The organism is Dactylosporangium sp. NBC_01737 (assembly GCF_035963215.1).
Classification (GTDB): Bacteria; Actinomycetota; Actinomycetes; order Mycobacteriales; family Micromonosporaceae; genus Dactylosporangium.
In genome coordinates, this window is the sequence record NZ_CP109153.1 from 6952901 (window position 1) to 6976967 (window position 24067).

18 protein-coding genes are annotated in these 24067 nt (G+C 71.3%); 11 read left to right on the top strand and 7 right to left on the bottom strand.

Annotation, left to right across the window (positions count from 1 at the left end):
- Window positions 1-147: 147 nt before the first annotated feature.
- From OHA72_RS31410 to OHA72_RS31430, 5 genes are all read left to right on the top strand, one after another.
- On the top strand, window positions 148-2358 hold the full coding sequence (locus OHA72_RS31410) for a pectate lyase-like domain-containing protein (RefSeq protein ID WP_327011400.1): 2211 nt from the start codon (window positions 148-150) through the stop codon (window positions 2356-2358).
- A gap of 69 nt (window positions 2359-2427) precedes the next feature.
- Complete coding sequence (locus OHA72_RS31415) at window positions 2428-4617, top strand: carbohydrate-binding protein (RefSeq protein ID WP_327011401.1); 2190 nt, start codon at window positions 2428-2430, stop codon at window positions 4615-4617.
- A 437-nt stretch (window positions 4618-5054) separates the two neighbouring features.
- Window positions 5055-6515, top strand: a complete 1461-nt coding sequence (locus OHA72_RS31420; RefSeq protein WP_327011402.1) for an APC family permease — start codon at window positions 5055-5057, stop codon at window positions 6513-6515.
- A gap of 343 nt (window positions 6516-6858) precedes the next feature.
- Window positions 6859-7650 carry a hypothetical protein gene (locus OHA72_RS31425; RefSeq protein ID WP_327011403.1) on the top strand — a complete coding sequence of 264 codons (792 nt, stop codon included), beginning with the start codon at window positions 6859-6861 and terminating at the stop codon, window positions 7648-7650.
- Window positions 7647-8846 (top strand): pyridoxal-dependent decarboxylase, encoded by a 1200-nt coding sequence (locus OHA72_RS31430; protein WP_327011404.1) that lies wholly within the window; start codon window positions 7647-7649, stop codon window positions 8844-8846. Before OHA72_RS31425 ends, OHA72_RS31430 begins: the two co-directional genes overlap by 4 nt.
- A 1978-nt stretch (window positions 8847-10824) precedes the next feature.
- On the opposite strand, the gene ligA is transcribed toward OHA72_RS31430, so the two are convergent.
- Window positions 10825-12981, bottom strand: a complete 2157-nt coding sequence (gene ligA, locus OHA72_RS31435) for an NAD-dependent DNA ligase LigA (RefSeq protein ID WP_327011405.1) — start codon at window positions 12979-12981, stop codon at window positions 10825-10827.
- Between the two features lie 117 nt (window positions 12982-13098).
- On the opposite strand from ligA, the gene OHA72_RS31440 reads away from it, so the two are divergent.
- Window positions 13099-13434 (top strand): VOC family protein, encoded by a 336-nt coding sequence (locus OHA72_RS31440; RefSeq protein ID WP_327011406.1) that lies wholly within the window; start codon window positions 13099-13101, stop codon window positions 13432-13434.
- A 147-nt stretch (window positions 13435-13581) separates the two neighbouring features.
- Complete coding sequence (locus OHA72_RS31445; protein ID WP_327011407.1) at window positions 13582-14583, top strand: LacI family DNA-binding transcriptional regulator; 1002 nt, start codon at window positions 13582-13584, stop codon at window positions 14581-14583.
- Window positions 14584-15816: 1233 nt separating this feature from the next.
- Here OHA72_RS31445 and OHA72_RS31450 read toward each other — a convergent pair.
- The 5 genes from OHA72_RS31450 to OHA72_RS31470 form a co-directional block, all read right to left on the bottom strand.
- Entirely contained in the window at window positions 15817-16998 is a 1182-nt protein-coding gene (locus tag OHA72_RS31450) for a hypothetical protein (RefSeq protein WP_327011408.1), read from the bottom strand.
- Window positions 16995-17498 carry a SigE family RNA polymerase sigma factor gene (locus tag OHA72_RS31455; protein WP_327011409.1) on the bottom strand — a complete coding sequence of 168 codons (504 nt, stop codon included), beginning with the start codon at window positions 17496-17498 and terminating at the stop codon, window positions 16995-16997. Before OHA72_RS31455 ends, OHA72_RS31450 begins: the two co-directional genes overlap by 4 nt.
- 77 nt (window positions 17499-17575) lie before the next feature.
- On the bottom strand, window positions 17576-17899 hold the full coding sequence (locus OHA72_RS31460) for an effector-associated constant component EACC1 (RefSeq protein WP_327011410.1): 324 nt from the start codon (window positions 17897-17899) through the stop codon (window positions 17576-17578).
- A 180-nt stretch (window positions 17900-18079) separates the two neighbouring features.
- Window positions 18080-18295, bottom strand: a complete 216-nt coding sequence (locus tag OHA72_RS31465) for a DUF397 domain-containing protein (protein ID WP_327011707.1) — start codon at window positions 18293-18295, stop codon at window positions 18080-18082.
- Between the two features lie 51 nt (window positions 18296-18346).
- Window positions 18347-19099, bottom strand: a complete 753-nt coding sequence (locus OHA72_RS31470; protein WP_327011411.1) for a DUF5753 domain-containing protein — start codon at window positions 19097-19099, stop codon at window positions 18347-18349.
- A gap of 271 nt (window positions 19100-19370) precedes the next feature.
- On the opposite strand from OHA72_RS31470, the gene OHA72_RS31475 reads away from it, so the two are divergent.
- The 3 genes from OHA72_RS31475 to OHA72_RS31485 all read left to right on the top strand — a co-directional run bounded on the left by OHA72_RS31475 (window position 19371) and on the right by OHA72_RS31485 (window position 22269).
- Window positions 19371-20009 carry a GOLPH3/VPS74 family protein gene (locus tag OHA72_RS31475; protein ID WP_326999652.1) on the top strand — a complete coding sequence of 213 codons (639 nt, stop codon included), beginning with the start codon at window positions 19371-19373 and terminating at the stop codon, window positions 20007-20009.
- A gap of 75 nt (window positions 20010-20084) precedes the next feature.
- Complete coding sequence (locus OHA72_RS31480; protein ID WP_326999653.1) at window positions 20085-21617, top strand: APC family permease; 1533 nt, start codon at window positions 20085-20087, stop codon at window positions 21615-21617.
- A gap of 37 nt (window positions 21618-21654) precedes the next feature.
- Complete coding sequence (locus OHA72_RS31485; RefSeq protein ID WP_326999654.1) at window positions 21655-22269, top strand: GNAT family N-acetyltransferase; 615 nt, start codon at window positions 21655-21657, stop codon at window positions 22267-22269.
- Between the two features lie 3 nt (window positions 22270-22272).
- On the opposite strand, the gene OHA72_RS31490 is transcribed toward OHA72_RS31485, so the two are convergent.
- Entirely contained in the window at window positions 22273-22836 is a 564-nt protein-coding gene (locus OHA72_RS31490; RefSeq protein WP_326999655.1) for a hypothetical protein, read from the bottom strand.
- 133 nt (window positions 22837-22969) lie between these two features.
- Between OHA72_RS31490 and OHA72_RS31495 the strand changes: the two genes are divergently transcribed.
- Window positions 22970-24061 (top strand): type III PLP-dependent enzyme, encoded by a 1092-nt coding sequence (locus OHA72_RS31495; RefSeq protein ID WP_326999656.1) that lies wholly within the window; start codon window positions 22970-22972, stop codon window positions 24059-24061.
- Window positions 24062-24067 lie beyond the last annotated feature (6 nt).

The following is a 24067-nucleotide window of genomic DNA, read 5'->3' on the forward strand; positions in this document are numbered from 1 at the left end:
ACCCTCACCCGGCGACCCGCCAGTCGACATCGGGTCGGACGGTCATGCGTCCTCACTTCGTTCCGGGCGCGTGACCCAGGACCGCCTTGCTGATGACCGGCCCGAGACGCTTCGCTGGCCGGTCACCCCGCCCAGAACAGGACCCCCATGCCAGTAACGAAACGCATCAGGTGGCGCACGGCGCTGCTCGCGGCCGGCGTCACCGCGGCCGCCGTCGGCGCGGTCGGCGCGATCGCCATGACCACCGCCGCCGCCGCCAGCAGCGGCCGGATCACCAGCGCCGCCAACGGCAAGTGCCTCGACGTGACCAACGGCTCCACCGCCGACGGCAACCAGCCGCAGATGTGGACCTGCTACACCGGCAGCGCGAACCAGAACTGGACCTTCGCCGACAACGGCTCCGTGCAGGGCCTCGGCAAGTGCCTCGACGTCGCCAACGGCGCCACCACCGACGGCGCGGTCGTGCACCTGTGGACCTGCTACGACACCGTCGCCAGCCAGAAGTGGCAGCTGACCGCCGCCGGCGATCTGGTCAACACGGCGTCCGGCAAGTGCCTGGACATCAAGGACAACAACCTCGCCGACGGCGCCAAGCTCCAGCTGTGGGCGTGCGCCGGCACCGCCAACCAGAAGTGGACGTTCAGCGGCGGCGGCACCAACCCGACCCCGACTGCGACGGCGACCGGCGTGCCCAACAACCCGAACAATCCGGACCTGGGTCCGAACGTGTCGGTGTTCGATCCGTCGATGTCGGCCTCGACGATTCAGAGCCGGTTGAACACGGTGTTCAACCAGCAGGTGCAGAACCAGTTCGGCAATGCGCGGTTTGCGTTGTTGTTCAAGCCGGGGACGTACAACGTGAACGCGAACGTGGGGTTCTTCACCCAGGTCGCCGGTCTCGGCATGTCGCCTGACTCGGTGGTCATCAACGGTGCGGTGCACGCCGAGGCGGACTGGTGGCCGGACGGTTCGCAGAACGCGACGCAGAACTTCTGGCGTTCGGCGGAGAACCTGTCGGTGACCCCGTCCGGCGGCCTGGACCGGTGGGCGGTGTCGCAGGCGGCGCCGTACCGGCGCATGCACGTGCGTGGCAACCTCGCCCTGTCCGACGGCGGCTGGTCGTCGGGTGGCTGGATCTCCGACAGCAAGATCGACGGCCAGATCCAGTCCGGCACGCAACAGCAGTGGATCACCCGGAACTCTGCCATCGGCTCGTGGAGCGGCTCGAACTGGAACCAGGTCTTCGTCGGCACCAGCGGCGCACCGGCCAACAGCTTCCCGAGCCCGCCGTACACCACCGTCGGCAGCACCCCCGTGGTCCGGGAGAAGCCGTTCCTCTACGTCGACAACGCCGGCGCCTACCAGGTCTTCGTGCCGGCACTGCGCACCAACTCGTCCGGGACCAGTTGGTCCTCCGGCACCACGGCCGGTTCGTCGCTGCCGATCAGCCAGTTCTTCATCGTGAAGGCCGGCGCGACCGCCGCGAGCATCAACGCGGCTTTGGCGGCTGGGCAGAACCTGTTGTTCACGCCCGGTGTGTACCACGTCAACGACACCATCCGGATCACCCGCGCCGACACGGTCGTGCTCGGGCTGGGCCTGGCCACGATCGTGCCGGACAACGGCGTCACCGCGATGACGGTGGCTGACGTGGACGGGGTGAAGGTCGCCGGGATCCTGTTCGACGCGGGCACCACCAACTCGCAGGTCCTCATGGAGGTCGGGCCGTCCGGGTCCGCCGCGTCGCACGCCGGGAACCCGACGTCGCTGCACGACGTGTTCTTCCGCATCGGCGGCTCCATCGCCGGCAAGGCCACCGTGTCCCTGCGGGTCAACAGCAGCAACGTGATCGGCGACCACATGTGGATCTGGCGCGCCGATCACGGCAACGGCGGCACCGTCGGCTGGAACACCAACACCGCCGCCAACGGCCTCGTCGTCAACGGCAACAACGTCACCATGTACGGCCTCTTCGTCGAGCACTACCAGCAATACCAGACCATCTGGAACGGCAACGGCGGCCGCACCTACTTCTACCAGAACGAAATCCCCTACGACGTGCCCAACCAAGCCAGCTGGACCAGCGGCGGCGGCGCACAGGGCTGGGCCGCCTACAAAGTCGGCGCGAACGTCACCAGCCACGAAGCGTGGGGCCTGGGCAGCTACTGCTACTTCAACACCAACCCCAGCGTCGTGCTCGGCCACTCGTTCGAGGTCCCGCAGACCCCGAACGTCAAGTTCCACAACATGGTGACCGTCTCCCTGGGCGGCACCGGCACCATCGCGCACGTCATCAACAACACCGGCGGCCCGTCGAACTCCGCGACCAACGTCGCCAACTGGGTCAACTACCCGTAGTCAGTATCCCGCCCGATCGGTGCGGCGCCGCTTGCGGCGGCGCCGCACCGCTGAACCCCAGGAGGCGCCGTGAGGCGATCCATCTCCGTGGCGACCGTCGCCCTCGTCACCGCGGGCTCCCTCGCGGCCCCGACCGCCGCGACCGCCGCCCGGCCCGGTGCCCTCGTCACGGGCACCTACTCGGCCGGCGCCGCCCACTGGAAGCCGCTGCCGGACACCCGCGTCGGTGCCGGCGCCGGCATCCAGGCCGACGCCACCGTCGTCGTGGATCCGAGCGCTGCCCGGCAGGCGTACACCGGCATCGGCTTCTCGATCGACGAGACGACCGTGTCCAACCTGTGGAAACTCACCCCCGCGCAGCGGGAGGACGCCGTGCGGCTGCTCGTCGACCCGCGCACCGGCGCCGGCCTGGACCGCTTCCGGCTCACCATCGGCAGCCCCGACCTCATCGAGCACCTGCCGTTCTGGTCCTACGACGACCTGCCCGCCGGCGTCACCGAAGACCCGGACCTGCGGTACTTCAGCATCCAGCGCGACATCGATCTGCACATCGTCGACACGATCAAGCTGATCCAGAAGTACAACCCGCGCGCGACGTTCCTCGCCTCCGCGTGGAGCGCCCCGGCCTGGATGAAGACCAACAATCGCTTCCTCGGCGAGGTCGCCCTCAAACCCGGCAGCACCAGCGAGTACTACCAGGTCGGCAAGCTGCGCGACGACCGCATCGACGTGTTCGCCCGCTACTACGTCAAGTACGTGCAGGCGTACGCCCGGCTCGGCATCCGCGTCGACGCGCTGACGCTGCTCAACGAGCCCGGCATGGACGTCGTCTACCCGGCCATGGACATCAGCGTCGAGCAGCAGCAGAAGCTGTCCGTCGCGATCGACCGGGAGCTGCGCAGGGCCCGCCTCGACGTGGACCTCTACATCCACGACTTCAACTTCTGGGACTGGCACGACCCGAACAGCACCGCCACCAAGAACTACTACCGCGTCCTGAACGACCCGGCGGCGGCGCGCGCGGCGGACGCGATCGCGTTCCACCCGTACTGGGGCGACCCCACCGTCATGCGCGACGCCTACGAGCAGACCGGCAAGCCGGTGCACCTGACCGAGACCAGCGACCTGTCGCCGGCGACGGTCCTGGCCGACTTCCGCCTCGACGCGTCGTCCTACATCCTGTGGGCGCAGGCGACCGACCAGGACGGCGGCACCCTGCACTGGACCCCCGCGCGCGACAACAACGTCGACTGGGACGAGGTCGCGCGCACCACGAAATGGCCGGACCGGCTCGTCAAGGTCGACACCACCGCCCGCACGTTCACCGTCCGCGACGAGCTCTACCAGCTCGGGCAGTTCTCCCGGTACCTCACCCCGTCGCACGTGCGGGTCGCCTCCAGCGGCACGGCGGGCGGCATCGGCAACGTCGTCTACCGCGATCAGCACGACGGCTACGTCGCGGTCATCGGCAACTCCCTCGACGTCGAGCGCACCGTGCGGGTCGTCCTCGCCGGCAGGTCGTTCGTCACGACGGTGCCCGCGCATGCCTACGCCACGTTCCGCTGGGACGGCGACGTGCCCCGCGGCCGCAACCACGTGCCGGTCCTGCATGCGCCCTCGTCGGTCGCGGTCGACCAGTACAGCACCACCCAGGTGCGGTTGCAGGCCACCGACACCGAACCCGTGTCGTTCTACGCCACCGACCTGCCCGACGGCGTCACCATCGACGCGGCCACCGGCGTCGTCACGCTGCACCCGACCGTCGCCGGCGCCTTCGACCTGCCCGTCACCGTCACCGACGGCCGGGCCAGCGACCGCCGCGTCATCCACGTCACCGTCCAGCCGCACGGCGCGCCGGTGGGGGAGAAGATCGAGGCCGAGGCGTACGTGGCGCAGCACGGCTGGACCGACGGCGGGCCGAACTTCGTCGAGAGCAACCCCGCCGCCAGCGGCGGCCGCAACGTCGGGTGGACGTCGGCCGGCAACTGGCTCGCGTACCGCCTCGACGTCGCCGCGGCCGGCACGTACGACGTCGAGCTCCGCGTGGCGAACGGCTCCGGCGCGCCCGCGACCGGCGCGATCTCGCTGCGCTCCGCGACCGGCGCGATCCTGGCCACCGCCTCGGTGCCCGACACCGGCGGGTGGGGCGCCTACCAGTCGGTCCACGTCCCGGTCACCGTCGCCGCCGGCGACCAGCAGCTGACGCTGTACTGCGAGACCGGCGGATTCAACGTCGACTATTTGCGCCTCACCGCGTAGCGCGTTTACGGCATGCCCCACCGGGTCCAGGATCCGGTGGGGCTCCGCCGGTTCTGGACCTCGGTCGCCGAGTTCTGCACCTGGGCATCGAGGCAGGTTACGAGCCGGACACGCGGCGGTAAATTCTGCTGCCCCCGACCCGGCATCTGAGGTGACCGGCCGGTGTCTGGCCGCGCTCCCATCCCAGTTCCGGGGCCTTCGGGACCGAACAAATGATCGGCGTCCGTGAAATTGCCCGGGGTCGGCGGTGAGTGACTTTCGCCTATACACTCCGCAGCGGCAATGATCACGCAGGGCCTCTGGTCCACCACGGACCGGCCAAACTTCAGAATCGGAGAACGCGCCGCGATGCGTCCTTCCCCATGGTCCACGTTCGCCCCGCCGCGCCGGCGGGAGGCCGGCCCCCGGCGTTTCCGCAGCATGCCGGGCACCGCACGATGACGGGGTACGGGCTCACCCGGCGGCAGATGTCCGGCGGCGGCGTCTGGCTGTTCCAGATCGGCGCGAGCTCCCCGATGGCGGTCCTGGCCGGCGGCATCGTCGCCACCTACGCCTCGACCGGGATGGTCGCCACGCCCCTGACGTTCCCGCTGCTCGGCGTCGCGCTCGCGCTGCTGGCCGTCGGCTACGTGTCGATGGCCCGCAACGTGCCGCACGCCGCACCCGCCTACGCCCTGCTCGCACACGGCTTCGGCCCGACCGCGGGGATCATCGGCGGCGCCCTGGCCCTGGTGTTCTACTCGTGCATCCAGATGAGCCTGTACGGCCTCGTCGGCGCCACCCTCGCCGGGCTCCTCGGCGGCGACTGGGTCGTGTGGGCCGGCGTGCTCTGGCTCGCGGTCGCGATCTGCGGGCTGCTGCACGTATCGCTGTCCGCGTTCGTCGTCGGCTCGGTCCTGTGCGTCGAACTCGTCGTCATCGCCCTGTTCGACCTCGCCGCGTTCGCCCACCCGGCCGGCGGCGGCATCACCCTCGAGCCGATCAGCATGACCGGCCTGTGGGCGCCCGGCATCGGCGGCGCGCTCGCCCTCGGCATCGCCGCGTTCATCGGCTTCGACACCGCCCCCGCGTACAGCGAGGAGGTCCGCACCAGCCGCAGCATCACCCGCGCCACGATCGCCGCCCTCATCTTCATGCCGCTGTTCTACGGCCTGTCCGCGTGGGCGCTCGCCGCCACCGTCGGCGCGGACCGCATCGCCGCGGTCGCCGCCGACCCCAACGCGGGCCTGCCGTTCACGGTCCTCGACGAGTGGTACGGCAGCGGCCTCAGCCTGCTCGCCACCATGCTCCTGGTCACCAGCGTCTTCGTCGCGATGCTGTCGTTCCACAACGTGCTCGCCCGGTACGCGTTCGGCATGGCCCGCGAGGGCGTCCTGCCGGCGTGGCTGGCCAGGACCGGCTCCGGCGGCCAGGCCGAGGGCGCCCCGACCGGCGGGTCGATCCTGCAGAGCGCGACCGCGCTCATCGTCGTCGGCCTGTTCGTCGTCCTCGGCGCCGACCCGATCACGGTGCTGTTCACCTGGCTGTCCGCGGCCGGCGCGGTCGGCATCCTGCTGATGCTGGTGCTCATCTCGGCCGGCAGCATCCGGTACTACCGCCGCGGCGGCGGCACCCGCGAAGGCCTCATGGTCAGCACGGTGCTGCCGACCCTCGGTGTCATCGCCGGCACCGGCATCCTGCTCGTCACGGTCGCGAACCTGTCCTCACTGCTGGGCATCGCCGGCGACTCCGTCCTGCAGGCCGTCATCCCCGCGTCGGTGCTCGCGACCGTCCTGGTCGGGGCGCTGTGGGCGCTGCTGCTGCGGTCCCGGCGGGCACCGGTCCTCGCGGAGGTCGGCAAGGGCAGACCGGACCCGCTGCGAGTGCTGGACCGCCGGCTGAAGGACCTCGATGTTTGAGCCGGACCAGGCCGTGGTCCCGGATCCGATGCTGCGGCCCTCCTCGTATCCGTCCCCGGACCCGATGTCGCGCCCCCCGTCCCATCCGTCCCATCCGTCCTCGGACCCGATGTCGTGGACCGCGTCCCATCCGTCCCCGGACCCGATGTCGCGCCCCCCGTCCCATCCGTCCCATCCGTCCTCGGACCCGATGTCGTGGACCGCGTCCCATCCGTCCCCCGACCCGATGTCGCGGCCCCCGTCCCATCCGTCCCCGGATCCGACGCCGCGGCCCCCGTCCCATCCTTCCCCTCCGTCGCCGGATCCGACGCTGTGGACCGCGTCCCATCCGGATCAGGGCCACGTGCCGCGGCCCTCTTCGCATCGCCGGGGCGCCGCCGCTGCCGAGGAGCCTGACGGCCGGCACCTGCGCTCGGTGCCGCCGGAGGGCCCCCGCGGCCAGTCCGCCGCCGACGGCAACCCGGAGGCCGACGTCACCGCCGCCTTCCGCGGTGAGGTCGTGTCCAGGCTGCGCCGCTTCTCCGTCCTGCACACCCGCCACGTCTGGGAACGCCGCCGCCGCGACCCGCTCAGCCCGCACGGCATCGCCCTGTTCTACCTGGAGCGTGGTGTACCGGTGCTGCAGCAGCTCCGCACGGCGACCCGAATCTTCCTCGCCGACGACGAGGCCAGCGACCTGCCGATGCTGCTGTACGGCCTGGCCCGGCACGCCCACGAGGGCTACCAGTCCGACCCGCAGTTCGACCCCCGAACCATGATGGCCAACAAGTGCGACCCGATGTCCGCCGCGGCCGTGTTCGTCGGCGTCGGCGTCTGCACGCTGGACACCCCGAACGGCTCCTGGGCCGACGCACAACGCCACGCCGCCAACGAGTTCGACCTGCCCGGCCGCTGCTTCGCCCGCCTCATCGACGGCACCCGGCTCCTGCTGGACCGGGGCGGCCGCAAACAGTTCAACGGCCTGACCGTGGAGAGCTCCGTCGACGACGCCAACACCCACTACGGCGTGCCGAGCATGCAGTGGCGCTGGAACCCGTCCCTCGCCGAGATCGAACCCCACGACCCGACCTACCACGTGTGGCGCTGGATGAGCGAGCTGGGCCGCATCGTCGACGTCAGGTCCCAGCCGCGGTGACCGCCGGGGCACCCTTCCCGGAGGACCCGACGTTCCTCGGCCGGCTCGACCAGCTGCACGCCGACCTGACCAGGCACTCCGCCTACGACCTCGGCTTCCCCGGCGCCACCGACCTGCCCGACATGACGGCCGTGTCGCGCTTCGAACGGCTGCTGCTCAACAATGTCGGGCACCCGTACGCCGCCGGAGGCTCGTACCGGCTGCACACCAAAATCGTCGAGCACGAGGTCGTCCAGTTCGTCGCCGACCTCGTCGACGCCCCACTGGACAACCGGCACGGCTACGTCACGACCGGCAGCACCGAGAGCACCCTGTGGGCCCTGTGGCAGGCCCGCCGGCACCTGCCCGGCGCGGCCGTGTTCGCCTCCACCGCCGCCCACTACAGCGTCGCCAAGAACGCCGAGCTGCTCGGCCTGCCCCTGCACCTCATCCCGGCCGACACCCGCGGCGAGATCCGCTACGACGCCCTGCGCGCCGCCGTCACCGAACACCGCCGCCGTCGCCGCGGCGCGGGCGCCGTCGTCATCGCCACGATCGGCACCACCATGACCGAGGCCGTCGACGACGCCGCCCTCATCGACAAGACCCTCGCCCTCGCCGGCGTCGACCCCGGCCAGCGCTGGATCCACGCCGATGCCGCCCTCGCCGGCATCCCCCTCGCCCTGTGCGACCCGCTCAGCCGCCCCGGCTTCACCTTCGCCGACGGCGTGCACTCCTTCGCCGTCAGCGGCCACAAGTTCCTCGCCACCCCCTTCCCCTGCGGCATCGTCGTCGCCCTCGCCGACCGGCACACCGGCCGCGGCAGCATCACCTACACCGCGGCTCCGGACAGCACCATCACCGGCTCCCGCTCAGGCCACGCACCGCTCTGGCTCTGGTACCTGCTGCGCTACTGGGGCCTGCCGGGCCTGCGCCGCCGCGCCATCGCCGCCCGCGACCTCGCCGCCTACACCGAACGCCAGCTCCACGACATCGGCTGGCCCGCGTGGCGCGCCCAGGAACACGCTTTCACCGTCGTCTTCCCCCGCCCGCCACAACACCTGCTGGACCGCTGGCCCCTCGCCACCGACGAACACGGCAACGCCCACGTCGTCTGCATGCCCGGCAAGACCCGCGACCTCATCGACCGCTTCGTCGCCGACCTGGCCCACGCCATCACCGGCGCCGTCTCACTGCCGAAGACGGTCGCCTGCTGACGTCCTCATGACCGGCGCGGCGGCTGCCGTGCTGCGGAGGCGGTGGTCCCAGCGGGATGCACCCGCCGCCGCGCCGACCATCAGACCCCCGTGCCTGAGAACCTAACAAGCCCGCGCCCCCGCATTCGCCCCTGACCAATTCCGGACAGTTCCTCGAAACCACCACCCCCATGCGCTAGCCCTCGCGCCACCAACCTTCGGCTGCCCCCCCACCCATTGCAGTGCACAGGCCCCGGTATGCGCTTCGCGGTGTCAAGCACACGCGCTGCCCGGTGCAATTGGGCGGTTGCCCGGCCCACCACCGACGCGCCGCCACGATCGACGTCACCTGGTGGACGATCCGTGCGGCCTTCGAAGCCATCAACCGTGCAACCACCGATTGATGCCCTTGACGCTGGATCATGTGTCAGTGCGGAGCGGGAGGAGATCACCGCAACACGGCACGGACCGCACCCACACCACCCGCTCCCGTGGCCACGTCGGAAGACGTGTCGCAGGGCAGAGCCCGGAAGGCTGTCGCCGGGCGTGCCGATAACCTGCCGCGTGTTCGTGCGGATGGCGTGTAGTCGAGCGGGCCGGGAGACCCGTTGCGGTTCGTGCCGGACGCCGTGTTGCAGTGCGGGCTGGGAGACCCGTCGTGGGCTCGTGCCGTACGGCGTGTCGCCTGGCCGCGCCGAAGACCGCGCAGCGTCTCCCCGCCACCCGAACCCGCCACCCCTCGGCCGCGCCCACCCGCGTCCTGACCGACAGTCGACTCGCCGGCAGCCGCATCGACTGGCGCCCCAGCCCCGCCGCCGCCCCCGGACGGTCACTGACGGACACCGGCTGAGGTCGTTGCCTCGCGATGGATGGCGCGTCGCCGGGTTGCGCCGGAAGATCCGTGCAGCCTCCCGCCCCAACCGGCGTCCCCTCGGGTCGCGGCCGCCCGCACCCCGACCGGCAGCTGGTTCGGAGGCGGCCGCCGTTGGACCGGCGCCCCGACCCCAGCCGCCACCGGGTGCCCAGGCCCGGCAGCCCCCGAGCGGTCGCTGAGGGGTGCTGGCTGCGGTCGTTGGCTCGCGATGGATGGCGCGTCGCTGGGTTGCGTCGGAGAGGTCCGTGCAGCCTCCCGCTCCAACCGACGGCCCTTGGCCGCGCTCGCCCGCACCCCGACCGGCAGCTGGTTCGGAGGCGGCCGCCGTTGGACCGGCGCCCCAGCCCCGGCCGCCACCGGGTGCCCAGGCCCGGCAGCCCCCGAGCGGTCGCTGAGGGGTGCTGGCTGCGGTCGTTGGCTCGCGATGGGCGGCGCGTCGCTGGGTTGCGCTGGGCGGCGCGTCGCTGGGTTGCGCCGGAAAGACCCGTGCGGCCTCCCGCCCCAACCAACGCACCCTCGGCCGCACCCGCCCACACCCCAACTGGCAGCCGACCCGTAGACGGCCGCCGTTGGGCCGGCGCCCCGACCCCAGCCGTCACCGGGCGCCCAGCCCCGGCCGCGCCCCGAGCGGTCGCTGAGGGGGTGCTGGCTGCGGTCGTTGGCTCGCGCTGGGCGGCGCGTCGCCGGGCTGCGCCGGAAAGGTTCGCGCGGCCTTCCGTCCCAACCGACGCCCGCTCGGCCGCGCTCGCCCGCACCCCGACCGGCAGCCGACCCGTAGACGTCCGCCCATGGACCGGCGCCCCCAGCCTCAGCCGCCCCCGAGCGGCGCCAGCGCAGCTGCCCCCGAGGGCCCAGCCCCAGCCCGCCCCGAGCGGTCGCTGGCAGGCGCTGGCTGCGGTCGTCGGCTCGCATCGGATGGCGCGTCGCCGGGCTACGCCGGAAAGACCCGTGCAGCCTCCCACCCTAACCAACGACCCCTCGGCCGCACCCGCCCACACCCCGACAGGCAGCCGATCCGCAGGCGGCCTCCCTCGGACGGACACCCCGGGTCCTCAGCCGCCACCTGGCGATCGATGCCAGGCGCCGGCCGTAGGTGTCAGCGGTCAAGGGTCAACGGCAGAACCGTCAGGCGGCGAGGATGCTGGCGGCCGTGGCCTCGTCTCCGGCGCCGAACGCCTGCAGCAGCGCGGCGAACTGCTCCGCCGGCAGAATGCGGATGCCCAGCTGCTCGGCCTTCTCGGCCTTGGAGCCGGCGCCGTCGCCGACGACGACCAGGTCGGTGCGCTTCGAGACGGAGCCGGAGGACTTGCCGCCGAGGCGTTCGACGGCTTCGTTGCCCTCGTCGCGGGTGAGGCCGGGCACCGAGCCGGTGACGACGACCGTCATCGGGGTGCCGTCGGGGCGGCGCAGCGGCAGGGCGACGGTGGCAGCGGCGCCCTCGTCGGTGTCGGCGTCCGGGTCGGCGCCGGCGGAGGTCGTGGCCCGCGGGGTGAGGTCGGGCTCGGACATGTTGACGCCGTGGGCGACCAGCTTCGCGATGACCGGCGCCAGCTCGACCAGCTCCGCGGCGATGGTCACGGCGCGCTCCGGGCCGACGCCCTCGACCTGCTGCAGGTCCTCGACGGACGCGTCCAGCAGCGCCTGCATCGTGCCGAAGTGGCGGGCCAGCCGGCGCGACATCGACCGGCCCGTCATCCGCACGCCCAGGCCGGTCAGCACACGGGCGAGCGGCTGCTCCTTGGACGCCTGGATGCCGGCGACGAGCTTCGTCGCGGACAGCTCACCCATCCGGTCGAGGCCGGCGACCGTCGGCACGTCCAGGTCATACAGGTCGGCAGGGTCGGTGACGAGACCTGCGGCGACGACCAGGTCGATGATCTTCCCGCCGAGCCCCTCGATGTCCATCGAGTGCCGGGCGGCGTAATACGCGAGGGACTCGTGCGCGCCGCAGACCCGGCCGCGGGTGCACCGCCACCGCTTCTGGCTGCGGTCGATCTCGCCGTCGCAGCGAGGGCACCGGGCCGGCGGCTCGAACGGCACCGAGTCCGCCGGGCGCTCGTCCAGCTTCGCGCCGGTGACCTCGGGGATCACGTCACCGGCCCGGCGGACGAACACGACGTCACCTGGGCGCACGTTGCGCCGGACCAGGTCGTCGAAGTTGTGCAGCGTCGCCGACGTGACGGTGACGCCGCTGATCTGGACGGCCTCCAGCACCGCGACCGGCGTGATCACGCCGGTCCGGCCGATCTGCACCTCGATCCGCAGCAGCCGGGTCGTGCGGGTGTCGGCCGGGAACTTGAACGCCACACCCCACCGCGGCGCCCGGCTGGACGAGCCCGCGGCGTCCCGGTCGGCCGGCAGGTCCGCCTTGATGACCGCGCCGTCGATGCCGAACCCGAGCGTGCCCCGGCTCGCGCTGAGCGTCTGCACCGCGGCAAGGACCTCCTCGATGGTGCCGCACACCGGCGTCCCGGCCACGGACCCGCCGGTCGTCGCGATCCCGAGCCGCTCCAGCTCCGCCATCGCGTCCGAATGGGCAACCGTGGCAAAGGACTCGCGGTGCACCGAATACGCGAAGAACGACAGCGGCGCGTCATACGTGCGGTCCTGCGCACGCAGCGTGCCGGCGGCGGCACTGCGCGGATGGGCGAACGCGGGCTCACCCGTGGCGGTCCGCATCGCGTTGGCCTGCTCGAAGTCGGCGTCGGTCATGAACACCTCGCCGCGCACCTCGAGGCTCACCGGCTCGGCCAGCCGTTCGGGCAGCCCCGCGGCCCTCCGGGCCTGCCCGGTGACGTCCTCACCGGCGCGCCCGTCGCCGCGGGTCGCGACCTGCACGAGGCGGCCGTCGACATACCGGGCGGCGATCGCCAGCCCGTCGATCTTCGGCTCCACGGTGAACCCACCCGCGGGCCGGCCCAGGATCCGGTCCAGCCGCGCAGCCCACTTGCGCAGCGTGTCCTCGTCGAACACGTTGTCCAGGCTGAGCATCGGCGTGCTGTGCACGACGTCGCCGACGACCCCGCCGCCGGCGCCGACGACCTCGGTCGGGGACTCGTCGTCCTTCCACTCGGGCCGTGCCGCCTCTGTGGCCGCGACCCGCGCCAGCAACGCGTCATAGACGGCGTCGTCCATGGCGAGATCGGGACCGCTGTAGTACGCGGCGGCGGCCTGGCGGACCTCGCCGACGGCGGCCCGGTAGTCCTCGGCACTCGCGAACGGCTCCGCCCGCGCGGCGTCGACGACCAGATCTGTCCCAGCTCCCTGCACGACCGCGTCCACAGCGTCCCCTTTCCGGAATGACAGCAGCCTAGTCAGGGGGTACGACAGTTTCGGGGCAGCACGGCGGACGCCGAAATCCGGTCAGAGGAAGCCGGATCCGGGAGTACCGTGCGGCCCATGCCCGCATACATCAAGTCGGTGACGTTCGACAGCGCGGACGCGCTGGTGCTGGCCCGGTTCTGGGCCGCGGCCCTGGGCACCGACGTCGACGAGGAGTCCACATCGGACAAGGCGTTCGTGGAGGCCGCCGGCTGGGGCGGGCCCAACATCTGGTTCGCCCGTGTCCCGGAGGGCAAGACCGCCAAGAACCGCGTGCACTTCGACCTGCGGGCGCCCGGCCCGGTGGCCGACGAGGTCGCCAGGCTGGAGGCGCTGGGCGCCACGGTCCTGCACGCGGGCGACGAGCTGACGGTCATGGCGGACCCGGAGGGCAACGAATTCTGCGTCGAGTAGCGGCCCGTCCGATGCCCCAGGGTCATCCGAACGGCCATTCCCGCCCCCGGGACACGGCGTACCGCCCGGTACGGCATATCGTGGCAGCGCTAACATCAACATGGGGGGAGGGCGATGCGTCCAACGAGCCAGGGCCGGGCAGCGGTCATGAACGACGTCGCGCGACTCGCCGGCGTCTCCCATCAGACCGTGTCCCGGGTGCTGAACCAGCACCCCAGCGTCAGCCCCGCCACGCGTGAGCGGGTCCTGGAGGCGGTCCGGCAACTCAACTACCGCCCCAACGCGATGGCCCGCGGCCTCGCCGGCCGGCGTTCCCGCGTGATCGGCGTCGTCAGCTTCGACACGATCCTCTACGGCCCCGCCTCGACGCTGCTCGGCATCGAGCGCGCCGCCCGCGCCGCCGGCTACGGCGTCAGCATCGTCACCCTCGAGCAGGTCGACCACAGCGGCATGGTCGCCGCCCTGGAGGCCCTTGCCGATCAGTCCGTCGCCGGGGTCGTCGTCATCGCCCCGCAGACCGCGGCCGCCGCGGCCCTGCACAGCCTCCCGCTCGGCGTGGCCGCCGTCGCGGTGGAGTCCAACGTCGGCGGCGAGATCCCCGCGATCTCCGTCGACCAGGTCACCGGCGCCCGCCTCGCCGTCCAGCATCTGCTGGGCCTCGGCCACCGCAAGGTCTGGCACCTGTCCGGTCCCCGCGACTGGCTGGAGACGCACGGCCGTATCGAAGGCTGGCGCGGCACCCTCGAAGAAGCAGGACTGCCCGCCCCGCCGCTCATGACCGGCGACTGGTCCGCCCGCTCCGGCTACCAGGCCGGCCTCGAGCTCGCCCGCCGCGACGACGTCACCGCCGTCTTCGCCGGCAACGACCAGATGGCCCTGGGCATGATGCGCGCCTTCCACGAGCACGGCATCCGCGTCCCGGACGACGTCAGCATCGTCGGTTTCGACGACATCCCGGAGGCCGAGTTCCTGTCGCCGCCGCTGACCACGATCCGCCAGGACTTCGACGAGGTCGGCCGCCGCTGCATCGCCGCCCTGCTCCGCGCCATCGAAGCCGACCTCCCGGAAGGCCCCGACCGCCCCGAGCCCGACCCGCACGTCGCCCCCACGCTGGTCCTGCGCCGCAGCACCGCCGCCCCGAAAGCCTGAAAAGCAAGAACAAGAACAAGAGCAAGAGCCGGGCTCCGGTCCGCCGTGGTCCGGGCCGTCGCTCCCGTCAGTCACCGGTCAGGCCGTGGACGGCCTTCCCTGCCACGTCCGCGGACTCTTGCGCCGCCGCGACCTGACGGCCGCGAACAACCGCAGCCGTGAACGGCTGCGACGCGACCGTCCCGGCCGCGACCGGCCCCCACCACCCACGATCAACCCCCTCCCTGCCCGCCCGCGACAACCACCCGCCGACTTCGATCACAACCCCCCACGCTCCCGGCCTCGAACACCGACTCTGGCCACCCCCGGTCCCGTGGACTACAGCCGGCGGGGAATCCGCGCCGCCGTGATCGAAGTCGTGCTCCGGCCGTCCGGACAGCCCCGGGGCGACTTCGATCACAAGCCTCGCGGCTCCGGCGCCCGGGAGCGGATCAGAGTCGCCACCGGTTCCGTGGACCCGGAGACCGGCCGCGGCGGTAGGACTGAACGTCCCCCGCGCCGCCGTCGCCCGTGCCACAGTCGGCAAGGATCTGCGCCGCCGTGATCGAAGTCGTGTCCTGGCCGTCTGGACAGCCGCAGGGCGACTTCGATCACGGGCATCCTGTTGCCCGCGCTGGACGAGCGGCTCGGGTTGCCTTCGGTTCCGTGGGTTCGCGGGCGGCTGCGGCGCGAGGTGTGAGCGGCGCTCGTGCGGCAGTCGGCGGGCGCCTTGGCCTGCCGCGAGCCCGGAGCCGGCGGGCGCCTTCGCCCGCCGTGGGCCTGCGCCGCAGCTGGCGGGGATCTGCGCCGGCGTGATCGAAGTCGTGTCCTGGCCGCCCGGGCAGCCACAGCGCGACTTCGATCACGAGCCTCGCGGCTCCGGTGCCCGAGGAGCCGATCTGGTCGCCTCCGGTTCTGTGGGGGTCGGGTGCGAGAGGACTGAACGTCGCCCGTCGTGGCTCCGTGCCGGAGCCGGTGGGCGCCTTCGCCCGCCGTGGGCCTGCGCCGCAGCTGGCGGGGATCTGCGCCGGTGTGATCGAAGTCGTGTCCTGGCCGCCCGGGCAGCCACAGCGCGACTTCGATCACGAGACTGCCAGCGCTCGCGCCCGAGGAGCGGAGCCGGTCGGCTCCGGATCGGTGGTCCGGGCGTCCGCCGTGATCGAAGTCGCGCCCTGGCCACCCGGACGGCCACGGAGCGACTTCGATCACGAGCGGACACGAGCCTCGCGGGCGGTGGAGCATGCGGGAGCGGGGTCAGCGGCGGCAGTCCCAGCGGAACGGTTCGATCGAGCCGCCGGTGTTCTTCGAGGCGGCGCCGGCGAGGACCCTGCCGTCGGCGCTGATCGAGGTGATCTGCACGCGTTCGTAGCCGGGCGGTGCCGGCAGCGGGATCATCGTCCCGCCGTTCCAGAAGGCCGCGTCGGTGAACCGGTTGATGACCAGGGTGCCGTCGGCCGTGATGCGGCCCGAGCCGTTGAAGACGTCCGTGGTTTCGAGGGGCTCGACGGTACCGGCGGAAAGATGCCAGCGTGCGGGCTTCGGGTTGCCCGCTCCCGTCCGGTGACCGGTTACCGGGTCGAAGTCCTTGATGGACAGGTAGTTGACCATGCCGGTGATCCAGTCGCCGGCGATCTGCAGGGGGCGGCCGCCCGGCATGCCCGGTGGGGTCGGCAGGGTGGCGCCGGTGCCGTCGGCGTTCCACAGGTATGGGATCGCGCCTTGGTCGATGTCGCCGATGACGCGGCCGTCGTCGGTGATGCCGCTGGCCGAGGACGACTTGCCGGACGGTGTCGGCAGCAGGACCGGCACGTCGAGGGCGGTGTGGCGCCACAGGACCGCGCGGAACTTCTTGCCGGGCATCCACGCCTCGCCGACGATGTCGCCGGCCGCGTTGATGCCGTACGCCACGACGCGCAGCGCGCCGGACGGGCGGGGGAGGGTGACGACGGCGCCGTCGGCGGTGGTGCGGTAGGCGTCGTCGCCCTGCATGCCGACCGCGATCCCCGCCGTGTTCAGCGCCGTCGTCTGGAACCGTTCGCCGGTGTGGTACTCACGGACGACGGCGCCGTCGCGGTACAGGATCAGCAGGCCGGGATCGGGGGCGCGGGAGAACGCGAGGTGCCTGCCGTCCGGGGCGGTGAACAGGCCGCCGATGTCACCGCCGACGTCGATCGTGGTGACCGTGCACCCCGACGGGTGGGCGCTGACCGACGGCACCGGCGGCGGTGCGGGGTCGGGATGCGCAGGCCCGCCGCGCGGGGCGCCGACGGCGACGCCGGCGACGGTGGCGAGGACGAGCACCGCCGCGCACACCCCGGCGACGATCCCGCGGCGCCGCCGCACCCGGGCCCGCCCGCCGGCGATGACGTCGTCGACGCGGACCCGGCTCGCCGGCACGGGCTCGTCGGTGAGGATGCCGAACGGGTTGTCGCTCATGCCTCGCTCCTAGCTCGCTCGTCGAGCAGCTTGCGCAGGTTGCCCAGGCCGCTGAACGTCTGGCGCTTCACGGTCCCTTCCGACCGGTTCATCAGCCGCGCCACCTCGGCGACCGGGAGGTCGCACAGGAACCGCAGCACCAGCACCGTGCGCTGGCCCTCCGGCAGGCGGCGCAGCGCGGCCCGCAGCATCATCCGCTGGTCGACGAGGGGGTCGTCGGCGGCGACGGGCACGTCCGGGGTGGTCTCCCGCAGCTGAACCTTCGACCACCAGCGCCGGTGGTCGCTCAGGCAGGAGCGCACCAGCATGGTGTGCACGTACGCGTCGAGGTGCTGCACGTCGTGCATGCGGGTCCAGCGCTGGTACAGCACGGTCAGCGTGTTCTGCACCGCGTCGTCGGCCCGGTCCCGGTCGCCGAGCAGCTGGAACGCCACCCGGTGCAGCCGCGGTATCCGCGCCTGCGCGTACTGGCTGAAGTCATGTTCCCGGTCCGGGCGCACGTGGTGGGTATCCCTTCGCTGGGCGGTCCACCAGAGAGATGTCGCCGCGGCGGTGCGCGGTTGACTGTGGGCCCGGACTATTCCGGACCGGCCTGCAGCGCGCGGACCTCGCTGACGGCGACGGCCGCGGCCCGCAGCGCCCCGGCGAGATCCTCCGCGGCGAGCGCCGGCCGCACCCGCCGCCAGGCGGTGTGGGCGATCACCGGGTTCGCCGCCGCCACCGCGCGCATCAGCACGATGTCGGTGACGTCCAGGGCACCCATGTGCCCGGTGACCGAACTGCGCTGGGCGATGTCCGCGTCGAGGCCGGGGGAGCGGACCAGCCAGCCGTGCAGCGCCTGCACGGCATGGGCGTCGGACACGGACGGCGTGGTCACGGACAGGAGCACCCGGCGATTCACGCACCTCCTGGAGATCAATGGGTGGCGGCGCCGTTACAGATACTGCGAAAGCAGGTGGTGGCGCCGCCGCGCGGCCGGTAATAGCATCGACCAGTATCTTCGCGGTGGGCTGATGCATTCCTGCACCAGCCCAGACGCGATTCAATGTCGCATGGGATTTGAGGTAACCGGGAAAAGCAATCAGTTGGTCACATCGAAAACGCCGAGCTTGGTGTCGGTGACGAACGACTCCCAAGCTGCCGGACTGAACCGTAATACGGGTCCGTCCGGATTCTTGCTGTCGCGGACACCGACAGCGGAGTCAACGACTGCGACTTCGACGCAGTTGTTGCCGCCGTTGCCGTTGCTGCGACTACTTTTGTGCCAGCTGGTAGCAGTGACTTGTGCAGACAATATGCACACCTCCTCTCCTTTGCGGGGACGTGCGGCTGAGGTGGCGCGGACAGCTCAGCCGAGCAGGGTTTCGATCAAGGCGATCGACGACGCCTCGCTGAGGGCTCTGTTCCTCAGTCGCTCGAACTCGTCGCGGTAGCGCTTGACCTCCGCAGGCTGCTCCTCGTAGTAGTCCCCGGCAAGACCCTCCAGGTATACGACATCCAGGTGGGCGACGTCGGGAAACTCGAGCAGAGCGACGGAACCACCCATGAACGGGTGCTCGCCGGCGCTGTACGGGACGATCCGCATCGACACGTTGGGCAGTGCGGCGATCTCGATCAGCCTGTGACGTTGCTCGTGCATCACTGACGGACCGCCGACGACGCGGTGGATCACCGACTCGTCGATACACGCCACGAGCTGCAGCGGAGATGGTGCCGTCAGGCGCGCCTGACGCATCCTGCGCAGCGCGACCCGCCGTTCGATCGTCTCCTTCCGGTCGTGCCGGCGGCCCGTGCCGATCAGCGCCCGCATGTACGCCTCGGACTGCAGCAGGCCGGGCAGCACGATCGGCTCCCAGACGCGGGTGATCGACGCGTCGGCCTCCATGCCCACGAAGTTGCCCGGGCGCATGACGTCGCGGTAGTCGGTCCACCAGGTGCGCTGCTTGCCCTGCCGGGCGAGCGCCAGCAGCGCCTCGCGGTAGTCGACGTCCCGGACCCCGTAGAGGGTCAGTAGGTCGTTGACGTCCCGGGCGGTCACCGGCACGCGGGCGTTCTCAATTCTGGTGACCTTGGCCGAGTGCCACTCGAAGTGCCGCGACACGGATTCCTGTGTGAATCCGGCTTCCTCGCGACTTTTCTTCAGTTCCGCTGCCAGTCGACGGCGGCGAAGCGTGGGGCCCTCGTCCTTTGCGGCGTCTATGTCCACGGCAATGATCCTATGCAATTCGCGGGATGCGCATACCCCGAGTCTAGTACTCGTTGCACTACGCGCCGTGTTGGGTACATGATGCTCGGGGACATCGAAGCCAGCACATGTGCCTGCTGGTCTGTCGCTGATGTGCTCGAGGGACCCTCGAGGGAGCGTGGTCGCGATGCTTGCAAACAGCTATTACCTGATTGCCCACGACGATCGAACTGGCCGTTCGCGGCTGCACCCCCGAGCGGCGGGCCTCGGCCTGGCCGCTGCCCTACTCGGCGAACTGATGTTGTACGGGCGGCTGCGCGCCATGACCGGCGACCTGTATGTCGTCAGCCAGGAGCCGCCTGGCGACTCGCTTGCGCACCGCGTGCTGGACCTGCTGATCGCGCAGCCACAGCACCGTGAGATCCGCACCTGGCTGGCCTACCTCGCCGCCGACGCGACCGACCAGGTCGGCGAGCGGCTGCTGCGGGCCGGCGTGGTCGAGCCGGTCACCCGGCGGAAACTGCTCAGCGCGCAGACGCTGTACCTGCCGCTGAGCGCCGAACAACGCAACACGGCCGCGTGGGAGTCGATCCGGCTGTCCGAGGCGCTCGCGCACCGGCGATCGATGGGGCTGCACGACCGGGCACTCATCGCGCTGGTCGTGGCGACCGGGCTGACCCGGCACGTGTTCGCCGGCGTGCAGGAGCAGCGCGAATGCATGCGCCAGCTGCCGGCGATCATGGCGTCCCTCCCGGACGACGTCGTGCAGCTCGTCCAGTACACCGAGGCCGCGGTGGGCTCTGCGCTCGCCGTGGGTCGTCGGTGACATTCGGTGGGCCGCCACCACTATCACCGCGGTGCGTTGCGCACCAGCACAACTGACCGCGTGAGGAGACCGAACATGGCGCGGACCACCACCGCGAGCGGGCCTGACATCGTCACCAGAGGTCTGGCCAGCAATCGCCTCGGCGTGCCGTCCGTGGTGTTCTTCGGGGTGGCGGGTGCCGCACCGCTGACCGTGATCCTCGGCGCCATCTCGACGATCTACGCCGTGGTGGGCAACACCGCGGTGCCGCTGGTGTACTTCGTGGCCGCGCTGATCCTGTCGATCTTCACCGTCGGGTTCGTGGCGATGAGCCGGCACATCGTCAACTCCGGCGCGTTCTACTCCTACATCAGCCACGGGCTGGGCCGCGTCACCGGCGTGGCGGCGGCGTTCATCGCGCTGCCGGCGTACGCGGCGATGCAGATCGGCCTGTTCGGCCTGCTCGGCGTCGTGGCCTCCGGGATCCTGGAGGCCAGCGGCATCAAAGCCAGCTGGTTCGTCTGCGCGCTGGTCGGCTGGTTCCTGATCGCCGTGCTCGGCGTGCTGTGGGTCGACCTGAGCGGCAAGGTCCTCGCCGTGCTGCTGACCGCCGAGATCACCATCGTGCTCATCTACGACGCGATCATGATCGCCCACCCGGCGGGCGGCAAGGTCAGCGCGGAGACCCTCGCCCCGGCGCAGCTGCTGACGCCGGAGGTCGCGGCGATGCTGGTGCTCGCGATCGCGGGCTTCGTCGGGTTCGAGGCGACGGTCGTGCTGTCCGAGGAGGCGAAGGACCCGAAGCACACCATCGCCCGGGCGACGCACTGGGCGGTCCTGCTGCCGGGGCTGCTCTGCGGGGTCTCGGCGTGGGCGATGTCGGTCAACACCGGCGCCGGCAACATCGTGCAGGCCGCGAAGGACGAGGAGACCGACCTGGTCTTCGCGCTGGTCACGCCGTACGTGCCCGAGGCGTTCATCAACGTCGGGTACGTGCTGTTCCTGACCAGCGTGTTCGCCGCGAGCCTGGCGTTCCACGCGGCCGTCGCCCGCTATCAGTTCGCCCTGGGCCGGGAGCGGGTGCTGCCACGACTGTGGGGTGTGGCGCACCCGCGCACCGGCGCGCCGATCCTGGGCTCGATCACGCAGAGCCTGCTCGCCCTGGCGGTGCTCATCGTGTACTGGGTGACGAAGACCGACGCGTTGATCTACCTGTTCGCCTGGGGCACGACCGTCGGCGGGCTCGGCGTGCTGATGCTCATGTGGGGCGCGTCCGCCGCGGTCATCGCGTTCTTCATCCGGCACCGCCGGCGGGAGAACGTGTGGCGCGCGCAGATCGCGCCGCTGCTGGCGTTCCTGCTGCTCAGCATCGTGCTGGCCGCGACGGTCATCGGGCTGGGCGACCTGCTGCAGGTCGAATCGAACTCGATCTTCAACTGGGTGTTCTCAGTGGCGTACGCCGTGTTCGCCGTCGTGGGCATCCTCTGGGCACTGGTCATGCGCGCCGCGCGGCCGGAGTCCTACGCCGGGATCGGCCGGGGCGCCGAGCAGCGGGTCCTGCCCGAGGGCTCCAGCTTCCCGGTGTCACACTCGCTGCCCCGCACGTCCGACGTCGCCCACCACTCGTAACTTCTTTCTCCACTGTGGACACCGAGAGGGGATGGTCATGACGCACGCCATTCAGGATGTCGTCGTCCGCGACATCGAACCTGTCGACACCGACGAGATCACCGAGGTCCTGACCGCCGCGATGAGCGACGGCCCGGTCGCCCGCTGGATGGCGCCCGACCCCGACGACCGCCGCGAGTACGCGCCCGAGTACTTCGCGATCTTCGCCGAGCATGCCGTGCGGTTCGGCGAGGTGTACGCGACCGTCGACCCGATCGACGGCCGGCTCTCCGGTGTCGCGCTGTGGTTCCCGCTGACGCGGGCCATCCCGCCGCCGGTCGACTACGACCGCCGGCTCAAGGAGGCGTCGGGCCCGGCGTTCGACCGCGCCAGCCAGCTCGACGCGCTGCTGGAGGAGGAGCATCCGATCGTGCCGCACCACTACCTGGCGTTCGTCGCGGTGCGCCCGGAGCGGCAGAACCTCGGCATCGGCAGCGCCATGCTCGCCCGCCACCACAGCCGGCTGGACCGGGCCGGCCTCCCGGCGTACCTGGAGGCCAACGATCCCCGCAACCGTGAGCTGTACCTGCGGCACGGTTACCAGAGCCGCCCGCCGATCCTGCTGCCGGGCGGCCCCCCGGTCTGGCCGATGTGGCGCCCGCCGTACACCTGATCGTCAGGCGGCCTGCTGCTCGGGCCCGGACGGGAACTCGTAGAGCCAGTACTGCTGCTCGTCGAGCCGGTGGGTCCGCACGTCGCCGGAGAGCCGGTGCAGCATGAGCCGCACGACCCTGGACATGTGCCGGATCTCGTCCGTGCGCCGGCAGAAGTCCAGGGCGATCAGCCCGTTCTGGGTGGCGGCCGCGAGGTACATCGCGGTCACGAGCTCGCCGAAGGCGGTCGCCGCCCGCCCGTCGCGCTGCACCGCGACGAAGCCGCAGTACCAGATGCGCCGCTCGGCGTAGTGCTGCGGCCAGCGCCGCTCGAAGTATTGCGGGGAGATCAGGGGCATGGAGCCCAGGTCGTTGGTGTAGACGGCCAGGCCGCGCAGCGTGTCGTCGTCATCGAGGCAGAGGTACTTCTGGACGCGGGGGTCGCCCATCACGTCGTCGAACTCGTTGCGGTACATGAGGTGGCGCTGGACCGCGAGGGCGTTGAGTTCCTCGAACGCCTCCGAGTAGAGGGTCCATGCCTCGTCGCGGAGTTCGGCCTGCACCTGGTCGACGGTCTTGACGTTCATGTCCAACACTCCGATCCGCATCGGCGGGGACTTATTGATCAGTACATTTCGATAGATGGTCTATTGACGGTAGTGCAAAAGTTACGATGCGCAATATCCTGACCACGGAGAATCAAGTGGACGGGGAGGCCGGGTGGACCGAACGCCGGAGCTGCTCATCGATCTCGATCGTGTGGCAGCGGAGTATCATGCGGTCGTCGCCGGGCTGCCGGGGATGACCGTGCACTACGCCATGAAGTGCAACCCGCATCCGGAGGTCCTCACCGAGCTGCACCGCCTCGGCTGCCGCTTCGAGGTCGCGTCGGCCCCCGAGCTCGACCTGCTCGCCGAGGTCGGGGTGGACCCGGCCGACACGCTGTTCAGCAACCCGGTCAAGCCGGTCGGCCACATCGCTCGCGCGCACGCGAAAGGCTTGTGGCGCTTCGCTTTCGACTCCGAGGACGAGCTGGACAAGCTCGCCGCCGCGGCGCCCGGCGCGGCCGTGTACGTGCGGCTCGCCGCGCACCAGATCCGCAGCGGCGTGCCCAGCGAGGGCAAGTTCGGCGTCGACGCCGCGACGGCCACCGCCCTGCTGCTCAGCGCCCGGGACCGGGGGCTGCGCCCGTTCGGCGTGGCCTTCCACGTCGGCTCCCAGATGCTGCTGCCGCAGGCGTGGCGGGCGCCGCTGCGCGCCGTCGCGCAGGTCATGGACAAGCTCGCCGCCGAGCAGGTGTTTCTCCAGATGGTGAACGTCGGCGGCGGCTTCCCCGCCCGCTATACGAGCATCGTTCCGCCTTTGTCGGATTACGCGGCGGCGATCACAACTGGCCTGGCCGGACTGCCCTACGAGGTCCCGGTCGTGATCGAGCCGGGCCGCGCCGTGGTCGCCGCGGCCGGCACCCTGCGGGCCACGGTCATCGGCACCGCCCTGCGCCACGGCCGGCGCTGGATCCACCTCGACGTGGGCGCGTTCAACGGCCTGATGGAGAGCCTGGAGACCGGCAACCAGCTCCGCTTCCCCGTCACCGACTCGCGGGACGCCCCGGCCCGCGAGCGCTGCCACCTCACCGGCCCGACCTGCGACAGCCAGGACACCATCATGTTCGACGTGGAGCTGTCCGCCGGACTGCGCACCGGCGACGAGGTGTACATCGGCAGCACCGGCTCCTACACCAGCGTCTACGCCTCCTCGTTCAACGGTTTCGACCCACCGGTGGTCAACTGCGTGCGCACGAGCGCCGCCTAAGATCGG

Excerpts from the sequence above, each read along its gene's own strand:
- OHA72_RS31485 (WP_326999654.1), top strand. The coding sequence starts at position 21,655 with ATGACGCACGCCATTCAGGATGTCGTCGTCCGCGACATCGAACCTGTC.
- OHA72_RS31420 (WP_327011402.1), top strand. The coding sequence starts at position 5,055 with ATGACGGGGTACGGGCTCACCCGGCGGCAGATGTCCGGCGGCGGCGTC.
- OHA72_RS31475 (WP_326999652.1), top strand. The coding sequence starts at position 19,371 with ATGCTTGCAAACAGCTATTACCTGATTGCCCACGACGATCGAACTGGC.
- OHA72_RS31440 (WP_327011406.1), top strand. The coding sequence starts at position 13,099 with ATGCCCGCATACATCAAGTCGGTGACGTTCGACAGCGCGGACGCGCTG.
- OHA72_RS31410 (WP_327011400.1), top strand. The coding sequence starts at position 148 with ATGCCAGTAACGAAACGCATCAGGTGGCGCACGGCGCTGCTCGCGGCC.
- OHA72_RS31450 (WP_327011408.1), bottom strand. The coding sequence starts at position 16,998 with ATGAGCGACAACCCGTTCGGCATCCTCACCGACGAGCCCGTGCCGGCG.
- OHA72_RS31480 (WP_326999653.1), top strand. The coding sequence starts at position 20,085 with ATGGCGCGGACCACCACCGCGAGCGGGCCTGACATCGTCACCAGAGGT.
- OHA72_RS31445 (WP_327011407.1), top strand. The coding sequence starts at position 13,582 with ATGAACGACGTCGCGCGACTCGCCGGCGTCTCCCATCAGACCGTGTCC.
- OHA72_RS31490 (WP_326999655.1), bottom strand. The coding sequence starts at position 22,836 with ATGAACGTCAAGACCGTCGACCAGGTGCAGGCCGAACTCCGCGACGAG.